This window comes from Patescibacteria group bacterium (assembly GCA_041664365.1).
Classification (GTDB): domain Bacteria; phylum Patescibacteriota; class Patescibacteriia; order UM-FILTER-42-10; family UM-FILTER-42-10; genus JAHJEX01.
The window spans coordinates 75,799-88,016 of the sequence record JBAYKW010000006.1; the positions used below are offsets into that span (position 1 = coordinate 75,799).

Annotated in this window: 11 protein-coding genes and 1 tRNA gene; 11 read left to right on the forward strand and 1 reads right to left on the reverse strand. The window is 43.3% G+C overall.

Features of this window, described 5'->3' with window-relative positions; translation table 11 throughout:
* The first annotated feature begins 19 nt into the window (after positions 1 to 19).
* The 4 genes from groL to ppsA all read left to right on the forward strand — a co-directional run bounded on the left by groL (position 20) and on the right by ppsA (position 5,137).
* On the forward strand, positions 20 to 1,657 hold the full coding sequence (groL, locus tag WCW66_04725; GenBank protein ID MFA6392023.1) for a chaperonin GroEL: 1,638 nt from the start codon (positions 20 to 22) through the stop codon (positions 1,655 to 1,657).
* A gap of 108 nt (positions 1,658 to 1,765) precedes the next feature.
* Complete coding sequence (locus WCW66_04730; GenBank protein ID MFA6392024.1) at positions 1,766 to 2,260, forward strand: hypothetical protein; 495 nt, start codon at positions 1,766 to 1,768, stop codon at positions 2,258 to 2,260.
* Entirely contained in the window at positions 2,261 to 2,587 is a 327-nt protein-coding gene (locus tag WCW66_04735) for a DUF4870 domain-containing protein (protein MFA6392025.1), read from the forward strand. It abuts the gene before it with no gap.
* 69 nt (positions 2,588 to 2,656) lie between these two features.
* A complete protein-coding gene (gene ppsA / locus WCW66_04740) occupies positions 2,657 to 5,137 on the forward strand; it encodes a phosphoenolpyruvate synthase (GenBank protein MFA6392026.1) in 2,481 nt (826 codons plus the stop codon).
* A gap of 108 nt (positions 5,138 to 5,245) precedes the next feature.
* Here the strand turns inward: ppsA and WCW66_04745 are convergent, their stop codons facing one another.
* Positions 5,246 to 6,295, reverse strand: coding sequence for a hypothetical protein (locus WCW66_04745; protein ID MFA6392027.1), 1,050 nt, complete (start codon positions 6,293 to 6,295; stop codon positions 5,246 to 5,248).
* Positions 6,296 to 6,894: 599 nt separating this feature from the next.
* Here WCW66_04745 and WCW66_04750 point away from each other — a divergent pair.
* The 7 genes from WCW66_04750 to WCW66_04780 all read left to right on the forward strand — a co-directional run.
* Entirely contained in the window at positions 6,895 to 7,179 is a 285-nt protein-coding gene (locus WCW66_04750) for a hypothetical protein (protein MFA6392028.1), read from the forward strand.
* A gap of 241 nt (positions 7,180 to 7,420) precedes the next feature.
* Positions 7,421 to 7,510: transfer RNA gene (locus WCW66_04755), tRNA-Ser, on the forward strand.
* Between the two features lie 80 nt (positions 7,511 to 7,590).
* Positions 7,591 to 8,049 carry a hypothetical protein gene (locus tag WCW66_04760; protein ID MFA6392029.1) on the forward strand — a complete coding sequence of 153 codons (459 nt, stop codon included), beginning with the start codon at positions 7,591 to 7,593 and terminating at the stop codon, positions 8,047 to 8,049.
* Positions 8,050 to 8,081: 32 nt separating this feature from the next.
* Positions 8,082 to 8,564 (forward strand): NUDIX domain-containing protein, encoded by a 483-nt coding sequence (locus tag WCW66_04765; GenBank protein MFA6392030.1) that lies wholly within the window; start codon positions 8,082 to 8,084, stop codon positions 8,562 to 8,564.
* A 3-nt stretch (positions 8,565 to 8,567) separates the two neighbouring features.
* On the forward strand, positions 8,568 to 10,376 hold the full coding sequence (gene dnaG / locus WCW66_04770) for a DNA primase (GenBank protein MFA6392031.1): 1,809 nt from the start codon (positions 8,568 to 8,570) through the stop codon (positions 10,374 to 10,376).
* A gap of 66 nt (positions 10,377 to 10,442) precedes the next feature.
* Positions 10,443 to 11,717, forward strand: a complete 1,275-nt coding sequence (locus WCW66_04775) for a sigma-70 family RNA polymerase sigma factor (GenBank protein ID MFA6392032.1) — start codon at positions 10,443 to 10,445, stop codon at positions 11,715 to 11,717.
* A 219-nt stretch (positions 11,718 to 11,936) separates the two neighbouring features.
* Positions 11,937 to 12,218: HNH endonuclease (locus tag WCW66_04780; GenBank protein MFA6392033.1), on the forward strand; the 282-nt coding region annotated here is incomplete at its 3' end.

The following is a 12,218-nucleotide window of genomic DNA, read 5'->3' on the forward strand; positions in this document are numbered from 1 at the left end:
TTAATAGTTAATAAACATTATGGCAAAACAAGTATACTTTAATGAACAGGCGCGGGAATCACTGCGCGACGGAGTTAATAAACTTGCCGACGCGGTAAAAGTTACACTAGGACCCAAAGGAAGGAATGTAGTATTGGATAAAGGTTACGGATCTCCGGTTATTACCAAAGACGGAGTAACCGTCGCCAAAGATATTGAACTGGAAGACAAGTTTGAAAATATCGGCGCGGAATTGGTCAAAGAAGTTGCGACCAAAACCAATGATGTGGCCGGTGACGGTACAACTACGGCGACTATTCTGGCGCAGAGCATGGTGAATGAGGGAATTAGAAATGTCGCGGCCGGAGCAAACCCGATGATTGTAAAAAAAGGGATCGACCGAGGTGTTACCGCCGTCATGGAAGAGCTGAAAAAAATCTCCAAAGCAATTTCCAATAAAGAGGAAAAAGAACAGGTTGCATCTATTTCGGCCAACGATCCGGAAATCGGCAAAGTTATTGCGGAAGCGATGGATATGGTGGGTAATGAAGGTGTGATTACCGTTGAGGAATCACAATCTTTCGGTATTACCAAGGAAGTTGTTGAAGGAATGCAGTTTGATAAGGGTTACGTCTCTCCATATATGATAACCAATCCGGAACGTTTAGAGGCGGTTTATGAAGATCCGTATATTCTGATAACTGATCAGAAGATTTCGGCAGTAAATGAAATCGTTCCTCTGCTCGAGAAACTGGCACAAGCCGGGAAAAAAGAGCTGGTGATAATTGCGGAAGAAGTTGAAGGTGAAGCACTGGCAACCCTGGTAATCAATAAAATTCGGGGAACATTCAATACACTCGCTATCAAAGCTCCCGGTTTCGGCGATCGACGCAAAGAAATGCTGGAAGACATCGCGGTTGTCACCGGCGGGAGAGTTATATCAGAAGAAGTCGGGTTAAAAGTGGAAAGCACTGAAATAGAAAGTTTAGGTCAGGCCAGAAAAATAATCGCAGTAAAAGAAAACACCACGATTATTGAAGGCAAGGGTGAAGATAAAGAAATCCAAGAAAGAATTGTCCGGATTAAGAAAGAAATCAAAGACTCTGATTCTGATTTTGACAAAGAAAAACTGCAGGAAAGACTGGCAAAATTGTCCGGCGGAGTGGCTGTGGTAAAAGTTGGTGCCGCAACCGAGACCGAAATGCAGGAAAAGAAACATCGGATTGAGGATGCGCTGGCTGCTACCCGCGCCGCAATTGAAGAAGGGATTGTTATGGGTGGTGGTGTGGCCCTGCTGCGTGCCAGTGTAGCGCTGGATAGTATACAGGCGGAAGGTGATGAAAAAGTCGGTGTCGATATTTTGAGACGCGCTTTGGAAGCACCAGCCAGGCAGATTGCGGAAAATGCCGGAAAAGAAGGATCAGTGGTCGTGGAAGAGATCAAGAAATTGAAACAGAACGAAGGTTATAATGCTTTGACAAATCAGTATGAAGACCTGGTTAAAGCTGGCATTATCGACCCGACTAAAGTAACAAGAACTGCTTTGCAGAATGCCGCTTCAATCGCGTCATTAATCCTCACTACCGAGGCGGTAGTGACAGACATCCCAAGCAAAAATGAAGATGGTCCTGGCGGAATGCCGGGCGGTGGAATGGGAATGCCGGGCATGGGTATGTAGTAATTATAAGTAAATGAAATCGGGTAGGTGAGAATTTATTCTCACCTACTTTTGATTTTGCCAAAGTGTGAAAAATAAGGTATAATACACAAGCTATTAGAAGGAATTATGTTTGAAAAAAACACATTAAATAAGTCGGAACAAAAAACCAATTCAGATTCTGGGGAGGATCTATCGTTAAATAAAGTTTCTTTTGGTGATAAAAAATTAGAGTATTATTTTGACATTATTAAATACCCGGTTGTTCTCACTGTTGTCGTAAATATTGTTTATTTCCTGATCAGAAAGTCGTTTGATATAATGTGGGTTTTCGATATAGTAGCTTTCATTTACATTGCATATATTATCGTTAAAAAGAAACAGGGAAAAATAACTGATGCATTCATCGCGTGCGGGATTTCCGGTTTGTTTATGGGATTTTTCATCGCTGTGTTCAAATTTATATACTTTAGAAAATTTTATTTGTTTTTCAATATTATCAGCGAACCGTTTTTAACATTTATCGTAGGGGGGTTTATCGGGGTTGCTTTCGCATATATTGCATTAAAAAAGTTTAAAAAAAATAAAAAGGAAATATCTTCTACCAAGAAAGGGGGTGAATAAATGGAAGAGAAAAAAGAAAATCAAGTTGATTCAAAAGATATAGAGGAAAATAAACTGATTGCGGCAATCGGGTATATTTGGATTCTATGCCTTATTCCATTGCTGTTGAAAAAAGACAGTAAATTTGCCCAATTCCATGGCAAACAAGGATTAGTACTGTTTATCATCGACATCGTCGGCTGGTTAGTATTCTGGATCCCTGTCATCGGCTGGTTATTTGGAGTATTAATACTGGCATTATCAATTATCGGATTCATCAAAGCAATCTCTGGAGAATATTGGGAGATGCCTGTGATTGGAAAATTTGCCAAAAAATTTAATTTGTAAATTATTGGTAGAGCTAAATAGTCTTCATTAGAAGGCTATTTACCCTTATTAATAAATTATTTATCGATTATGCCAAGCAAAAAAACAAAGCCGTATATAATATGGTTTAAAGATTTAGGGATCAAAGATGTTCCATTGGTGGGCGGGAAGAACGCTTCACTGGGAGAGATGTACCAGAAACTGGTCAGAAAGGGTGTAAAAATTCCAAATGGTTTTGCTATTACCGCCCCGGCTTATTTTCATTTTATCAAAGAGGGGAAAATCATGGTGCGAATCCGTGAAATTCTCAAAGATCTGAACACACATAGTCTGGAAAATCTGAAAGCCCGCGGTAAAAAAGTGCGGGAAGCAATTCTTTCTGGTGAGATGCCTTTGGATTTGGAAATGACCATCCGGGAAAACTACCGGAAAATGGAAAAAGAATACGGAAAAAATGTTGATGTAGCTGTTCGATCGTCTGCCACTGCGGAAGATCTGCCGGACGCCTCTTTTGCCGGTCAACAGGAAACGTATTTGAATGTCCGTGGTGAAACTGCATTACTTGAGGCTTGCCGAAAGTGTTTTGCCTCATTATTCAATGACCGTGCTATTTCCTACCGCGAAGATAAAGGTTTTGGGCATTTTAAAATCGGTCTTTCCGTTGCCGTACAGAAAATGGTGCGGTCCGACAAGGCTTGTTCCGGCGTAATGTTTTCTATTGATACCGAAAGCGGGTTCAAAGATGCGGTGATTATTGAAGGGGCTTGGGGGCTGGGTGAAAACGTGGTACAGGGAGCGGTAAATCCTGATACTTTCTATGTATTCAAACCGAAGCTGGCAGAAGGATATAATGCCATTATTTCCCGTAGAATCGGAACAAAGAAATTGAGGATGGTTTATGATAACAAAGTCGGCGGTGGAACGAAGAATATTTCTACAACTGGTGATGAACAAAGCACATATGTTTTAAAGGATAAAGAAATTTTGCAACTGGCTAAGTGGGCAGTAATTATTGAAGACCATTATTCCAAAGAAGCGAAACATTTTAAACCAATGGATATGGAATGGGCAAAAGACGGTACAACCGGCGAGTTGTTTATTGTGCAGGCCAGACCGGAAACAGTCATGTCGCAGAAAAACGTAAAAGTGCTGGAGGAATATCTGATTTCCCGTACCGGTAAGGTATTAACATCCGGCCAGGCGGTAGGAGCGAAAATCGGCACCGGCAAAGCAAATGTCATCAAAAATGTGAAACAGATGGCCAATTTCAAAAAAGGCCAAGTACTGGTTACCAAAATGACTGATCCGGACTGGGAACCGATTATGAAAATTGCATCGGCTATTGTTACAGAACTGGGTGGTAGAACTTCACATGCGGCGATCGTCTCCCGCGAACTGGGTGTACCGGCGATTGTCGGCACCAACGATGCTACCAGCAAGATAAAATCCGGACGGCCGGTTACGGTCAGTTGCGCGGAAGGCGCAGTTGGTAATGTGTACGCCGGTATTTTGCCGTTCAGTGTTAAAACTACAAAAATCGGTAAACAAAAGAGGCCGAAGACAAAAATCCAGATGATATTCGGCACACCGGAAGAAGCGTTTGCTGCGTCACAAATTCCAAACGACGGAGTAGGTCTCGCGCGTGAAGAATTTATCTTCACTTCATATATCAAAATTCATCCGCTGGCTTTACTGAACTTTGCGAAGCTTAAAGACCAGGAAGCGAAAAAGGAAATTGCCGAACTGACCAAAGGTTATGCGAGTAAGAAGGAATACTTCGTGGAAAGACTGGCTTCCGGTATCGGTATGATTGGCGCCGGTTTTTACCCGAAAGAAGTAATTGTCCGGCTTTCCGATTTCAAAACCAACGAATATGCTAATCTGATCGGAGGTAAGGCGTACGAGCCGCACGAACAGAACCCGATGCTCGGCTGGCGCGGGGCGTCCCGTTACTATGATCCAAAATACCGCAAGGCTTTTGATCTGGAATGCCAGGCAATTCACAAAGTAAGGGAAGAAATGGGACTGAAAAATATCAAAGTAATGGTACCATTCTGCCGAACTGTTGAAGAGGGTAAAAAAGTAATTCAAGTTATGAAAGAAAACGGTTTGGTACAGGGTAAGGACGGATTGGAAGTATTTGTAATGGTTGAAATCCCCGCCAATGTACTTTTGGGCGAACAGTTTGCCGACATCTTTGACGGGTTCAGCATCGGTTCGAACGACTTAACCCAGCTGACGTTAGGCCTCGATCGTGATTCATCTATTGTGAACCATGTTGCCAATGAAAATAACGAAGCGGTTAAGAAGTTAATTAGGGAAATAATCCGTATTGCAAAGAAAAAGAAAATAAAGCTTGGAATCTGCGGACAGGCGCCGTCTGATTTCCCGGACTTTGCCCACTTCTTGGTGGAAGAGGGAATTGATGCGATCAGCTTGAATCCGGACACGGTGATGAAGATGACAGTGGATATACAAAAACTGGAGAGCAAAATGAAACGCGGAAAAAAGACAACAAAAAAAACCGTCAAAAGAAAGTCAGTCAATAAAAAAACCAAAAAGAGGAAATAATTACAGTAAAAGGGCCGTCCGAGTTGGGCGGTCTTTTTGGTAAATAAAAAAAATGTACACAAGAGGCGTGTACATTGGCGAAAGAGCGATGCGCTTTTGATGGCGCGGTTATTTTATTTCCTCGAAACGGCGGGTGTCCTGGTCCAGAACGCCGACCAACGGCACGAAGTAGCCAGCCATGGAAGGCAGATTATTCTGGATAGAATCCAATGCCAGGCGTGTCAAATAGCGAGATTGTTCGACTGCGCTGGGACGTTGCCACAGTTTCCTGCCGCGGAAAGGTGTGGAAACGAGCAAGATACCTCCCTTGCTGCGTTCTTCCTCGTCGACTTCCCCGTCTTCGCCACGGAGATTGTTCTCGATAATCTCGGCAGCGCGGACAATGGCTTTGTCCAGAGCCGGGTCGCACGGTCCGAGGATGAGCATGAAGTTGTCCTTGTCGTTCCAGTCGAAGCCCTGGCCTAATCCGAGGCACCTTTCGTTGTGGCGTTTTGCTTTGGTCGGCCGCCCGCCCTGCCTTTTCAGATCCTCCTGGTGTTCTATGTTTCCCATGAGAAAGGGAATGATATCCATGAGTATCTGGTCGGGGTAGCTCCGGCAGCGTTGTGTGAGAATCCTCTCGAAGTAGCTCTGGGTCGGGTTGGTAACCTGGCGCATGTCGATCTTACTCCCATCCTCCAAGTGGAGGATGAGCGCGTCGCTGTCTGTCTCGATTCCGAGCAGAAACGGCCAGATCATCTTGGGGAATGCTCGCTTGATCTCATTCAGAAAACCTTCCAGGTACTCCATGGCGTCTTCCAAATTGTGACCGAAGCCGGCACATCCGAGATCTTTGCCCGATTCCGAGAAGTGGTAGGTTTCCAACAGGCAAGCTAGGACGTGCATGGAATGGGCATATTCATACCCCTCCAGCAGACTGTCGCGGAATTTCGGCCAACCAGCCGAGAAGCGCCCGCCGATATTACGGTACGGAGTGGTCAACCCGAATGGTATTTTGCAACACCGACGCAGGTTCACACGCCCGTCCATGCACAGCGTTTTGTAGAATTCCGTGGGGTGTTGCCGACGGTATTCTCGGCGCTGTGGGGTGGTTTCGATGAACAGCGCGGACATGCGCTCGTTCATCGCCAGAATCTCTTCCCTCATCGTCTGGGGCATAAAGCCTCCTCAGTTTGGTTAGCGTGAACATTCCGTAAATTCTATCTCTGCCATATCGTTCGGCAAACCCTCTCCGTTTAAATGAAATGAGCAAATAAATAACAATCCTAGGTCGAAATAACCTTAAGGATTTGGCTAAGGGTAACAAAAACGGTGATTTTGTCAAGCCCCCCAAAATTCAAAACGGCCCGATTCAAGGGTCTATTTTATTTATTTTGAAGAATTACTAGTGTATTGACTTATGAATCCTGTCTTGGTATGTTAATTTTATCCTCCGAACCTTCACTTTAGCTGAAGGGAGTGGGTATGTCCCGATCCGCCTCAATCTGACTGGCGCAGATCTCGTGTCTGATCAACCAACTGATCATCCAAACACGAAGGAGCCAGTCATGGCCAAGACCAAGAAGAAGGCAGCACATTTGTTGTTGAGCGGAAGGCAGTGCCCCTGCGACGGCAAGAAGGGTGGTAGGAAGTGCCGAAACTTCCAGGAAAACCATCCCGACAACTGTCGCGGCTGCGAGCATGAAGGTGCCATGAGTCGCGCCGCCAAGCAGAGGGAGTCCCGCGCCCGCACCTGAGCACTGAGCTCAACAGTTCGCATGTACTTCATAAACATCAGCACCCTGGAGGGTGATATGCCGAGGAAAGTCTCTGCTGCTCAGATCTTCCAACGCCGGGATACTAGGGAAGACATCCTGTGTCCCGACCACAACGCAGTTGGATTCAACGCGTGCAAGGAAGGCGGGCGGATCCGCATCGTGAATTGCGGCCAGTCGCCGATCACGATCGGTGCTCGTCGCCGACTGGTCCAGCCGGGCGGAACCACCCTCATCGCGAGGGATGTGCCGATCTCGGTCGGCGAACGCAAGTATTTCTGCAAATAGCGCATTCCGCGCCGCTCTTTTCTCCATAGATTGGTCCGCCCCGAAAGCTAAGGCTTAGGGGCATTTTTCTTTCTATTGATTTTTATGCTAAAGTAAGTATAATAGTTCTACTTTAAGGAAGAGTCGTCCCACACCATTTCGCTTTCGCTTCAGGTGCAGGACAGGCGCCGTGGCTAGTGCGCTTGTCTTGCCAAGATGGCAAAAGGTAGTTTAACAAATCAAAATCAAAGTAAAACATTACGGAGAGGTCGCATAGTGGCCTAGTGCGCTTGCTTGGAAAGCAAGTAGACCTTCACCGGTCTCGAGGGTTCAAATCCCTCCCTCTCCGCCAACATCTCTTAAGTTCTCCGCCGAAGGCGGACCCGCCTCTGGCGGGAAATCTCGCCCTCTCCGCCATTAATAAAAATTTCAATGGAAAACAAGAACCATCCTGAAAGATCGCTAATGCATACAGTAACCGTTCCTTTTATATGGGGGATTGTAGTTCCTTTATTGATCCTAGATTTTTTTATGGAGTTATACCACAGAATCTGTTTTCCGATTTATAACATTCCGCTTGTTGACCGATCAAAGTATATAAAAATTGACAGACACAAGCTGGATTATTTAGAAACATTAGACAAGTTGAATTGTGTTTATTGCGGGTATGCCAACGGTTTATTGCGCTATACGGCCGTGATCGCGGCGGAAACGGAAAAATATTGGTGTGGCATTAAACATGCTAAGACCGAAGGGTATGTTGAGCCGGAACATCATAAAGATTTTTTAGAATACGGAGATGAGAATGGTTTTATAAAAAAATATAAAATGGGGGGAGCTACCGAAACCGAAGAAGAAGATGGTTTTGCCAAAAAATCGCAGAACAATTAATTTGTAATAATTATTCTTAAATATTGCGCGCCATGGAATATCTCGATGTAGTCAATGAAAAAGACGAAGTTATCGGGAAGGCCAGTAAAGAAGATATCTATAAAAAATCATTGAGTCATAGAATTGTTCATGTATTGGTATTTAATGGCGCCGGAGAAATGGCTCTGCAGTTACGGGGAAAGGATGTGTATTATTGCCCGTCACACTGGTGTACTTCGGCTGGCGGTCACGTAAAGTCAGGCGAAAGTTACGAAACGGCTGCCAGGCGCGAATTGAAAGAGGAGTGCGGTATCGATACGGAAATTGAATTTATGTATCAGGATATCTATTTTCATAAGGAAACGTTGAAAAAGTTTTTATCCATATTTAAAGCCGTGTATAATGAACCGCTGGTAATGAGAAATGAGGAAGTGGAAAGAATTGAATTTTTCAGCATTGATAAGATTAAACAGATGATTACTGCCGGAGAAAAAGTACATCCGGAATTAGCATTTATTATCGAGAATCATTTCTAAAATATGACTGACAACACCATAGAAGAGATTAAAACACGGCTGGATATCAAAGAGGTTATCCAGGAATACATCCAGCTAAAAAAAGCGGGTTCCAATCTGAAGGCGGTCTGCCCTTTTCATGGTGAGAAAACGCCGTCTTTTATGGTATCGCCGGAAAAACAGATCTGGCATTGTTTCGGATGTGGTGAGGGCGGTGATATTTTTGGTTTTATCCAAAAAATTGAGGGGATAGAATTCCCGGAAGCACTGCGTATTCTGGCAAAGCGCGCAGGAGTAGAAATAACGAGGCAGGACCCCCAGCTGCAAAATAAGAAAACGCGCCTGCTCGATATCTGCAAAATGACAGCCAGTTATTTTAATAAAGTATTATTAGAATCTTCACAGGCGGAATTCGCCCGTAACTATCTCAAACAAAGATCGATTGACCAGGATGCGGTTGACCGGTTTAAAATAGGATACTCGCCTGATTCTTGGGATGCTTTGAGTATATTTTTGAAAAAGAAAGGTTATTCAGAGGAAGAAATATTTCTGGCCGGGCTGACGGTAAAAAAAGATAAAGGAGTCGGCTACTATGACCGGTTTCGTGGGCGACTGATGTTCCCGATCTATGATGTCCATGGCAATACGGTCGGTTTTGGCGGAAGAGTACTGGAGCAGAAAGAAGAAGGTGCAAAATACATTAACAGTCCTCAAACATTAATCTATGATAAAAGCCATGTATTGTATGGACTGGATAAATCTAAAACCGCAATCCGTAAAATGGGCGAGGCAATCATTGTTGAAGGATATACAGATTGCATTTCCGCTTATCAGGCGGATATCACGAATGTTGTTGCTTCTTCCGGTACAGCGCTGACTGAAGGACAAGTTTTACTTTTAAAGCGATTTACCGAAAATCTAGTGATGTCTTTTGATCATGATGCGGCCGGAGCAGAAGCGGCGAAACGGGGAATTGAAATTGCGCTGTCAAATGAAATGAACGTGAAAGTAGTGGAATTGCCGTCCGGCAAAGACCCCGATGAATGTATCAGGAATAATAAAGATGGATTTATTATGGCGGTTAAGAATGCCAAACCATATTTAAACTACTATTTTGATGTCACATTCCAGAAATATAACAGTGCTGATGTTCAGGATAAAAAGAAGGCTGCCGGAATATTGTTGCCGGTAATTGCCAAAATAGGCGATACAATTGAGCAAGCGCATTGGCTAAAAGAGTTGAGTAAGAAACTGGATGTGGATGAAAGCATCCTGAGAGACCGACTTCCTGCCAATGCGGTAAGGAGCAAAAAAGTAACAAGTGGAGCAAAACCGGAACAAAAAGTTAAGGTGGCTGACCGTTTTTACAGAATTGGAGAGGAATTATTGAGTTTATTGATCCAATTCCCGGGTTCTATGGCTGTTACTATTGATAAATTATTGCCGGAATACTTTACGGGAGATAAGCAGAGGGAACTTTACAAAAACATAGTTGTCTATTATACTAAAAAAGAACATTTTAACGTATCTGAATTCCAGAAAAACATTGAGACGGAAAAGCAGAATGAGAGCAACCTTTCTGCCTATTTGGACGTACTCTTTCTCCTTGGTGGCGAGCAGTTTCACGAACTAAGTGATGATCAGGCAAAATTGTACATTGCTGAAAGAGTAAATATGCTAAAAAAGAACAATATCCTTGCTCAGTTAATAAATATTGAACATAATATTAAAAACTTAGAGCAAGATGATTCAAGTGGTCAAAATCAGAATGAGCTTGACCAACTTACAGAAAATTTCAATCAACTTACAAATCAATTACGTAATTTGGAATAACCACTAACTGCCAAAGAATACGCCCCGGGATTAATGAGGGCGGTTTTGTAGGCAGGGTGTTAATCTATGCCTAAAACAACAAAGAGCGCCAAAAAAAAAGTAGTTTCAGTTTCAAAAAAGAAAAAGAAAGCCGGCAAGCCGGTAAAACATGCTGTTAAGAAGTTGCATTTGAAAAAGAAAGCAACAGGGAAAAAAACAGCAAAAAAAACCGTAGTTAAGAAAGCGGTAAAACATAAACCAAAGGCGGCATCACAGCCGATAGACCCGAAGGTTATTGAACGCCTGATCGAAAAAGGAAGATCAAGGGGTTTTGTTACTGAAACGGAAATTTTATATACACTGCCGGATTTGGAGGAGTATTTAAGTGAATATGAAGAAATTTTAAACAAGTTCGAGGATCAGGGAATTCAAGTTGTAGAAACAAAGCAGGGAATTCTGGACACTGATACCGATTCCTGGATATTGGATAAAAAAGTAAAATCTTTGGAAGAAAAGAGGAAGTTTGATCTGGGTGATATCGCGAATGATTCGGTCCAGATGTATCTCAGAGAAATCGGCAATGTTCCATTGTTGACCGGTGAGGAAGAAGTGAAGCTGGCGAAACTTAAAGAGAGAAATGACGAAGAAGCGAAGAAAAAATTGATTGAAGCAAATCTCCGTCTGGTCGTTAGCATTGCAAAAAAATTCACCGGCCGTAGTTTGTCCTTACTTGATTTGATTCAAGAAGGTAACGTTGGATTATTTCGTGCGGTAGAAAAATTTGACTATCGCAAAGGTTTTAAATTTTCCACATATGCCACCTGGTGGATCAGGCAGGCGATTACCCGTTCTCTGGCTGACCAGTCCCGCACCATCAGAATCCCGGTGCACATGGTGGAAACGATCAATAAATTCCAACAGATAGAACGTCAATTAATCCAGAGTTTAGGCAGAGAACCACTGCCGGAAGAAATCGCCGCGGAAATGGACGAGACAGTTGAAAAGATAAATCACATTATCAAAATATCCCAAGATACCGTTTCTTTGGAAACATCCGTCGGTGAAGATGACGAAGATTCCAGTTTGGGTGACTTTATTGAGGATGTAAAAACAATGACACCGGACCGTTCCGCGTCTTTGCAGCTTTTGAAAGATCATGTCAAAGCGATTATCCGGGAATTGCCGGCCAGAGAGCAGAAGATTTTGGAAATGCGTTTTGGTTTGATTGATGGCGTAGCACATACTTTGGAAGAAGTCGGTCAGGAATTCGGCGTTACTCGTGAGAGAATTAGGCAGATTGAAGCAAAGGCGCTGGAAAAAATTCAGGGTCATGAAGGCATGAAGAAACTGCGGGATTACTAAAGCTTTACAAAAATCTGTAATTAGAATATAAATAAGCAAGCCGATTCTATCGGCTGGTAAAGTGTTTTGACAGTAAAATATCGTTCCTGGATCCGCCTTCGCTAAAGCTCCGGCGGACAGGTAGCTCAAAAATAGAGCAATATACATCATTCCTGGATAGCTCAATGGTAGAGCAACCGGCTGTGGCGCCTCTTTTCTAAAAAATAATAGGCAATTACCATGCCGGAAAAGAGAAAATATGCTGATCGTGCTGAATATTTGAAAAAAGCCGTTTCTCTTAGAAGAAAAAAACTAAGAAATCTGGCAATTTCATTTAAAGGCGAGCGATGTACCATTTGTGGATATAATCGGTGCAAACAGGCGCTAGAGTTCCATCACTTGTTCCAAGCAAAAGAATTTGGCATTTCGGCCAAAGGATACACAAGAAGCTGGGACAAAGTGAAGAAAGAACTTGATAAATGTGTTCTTGTTTGCGCCAATTGCCACCGAGAAATACATCAA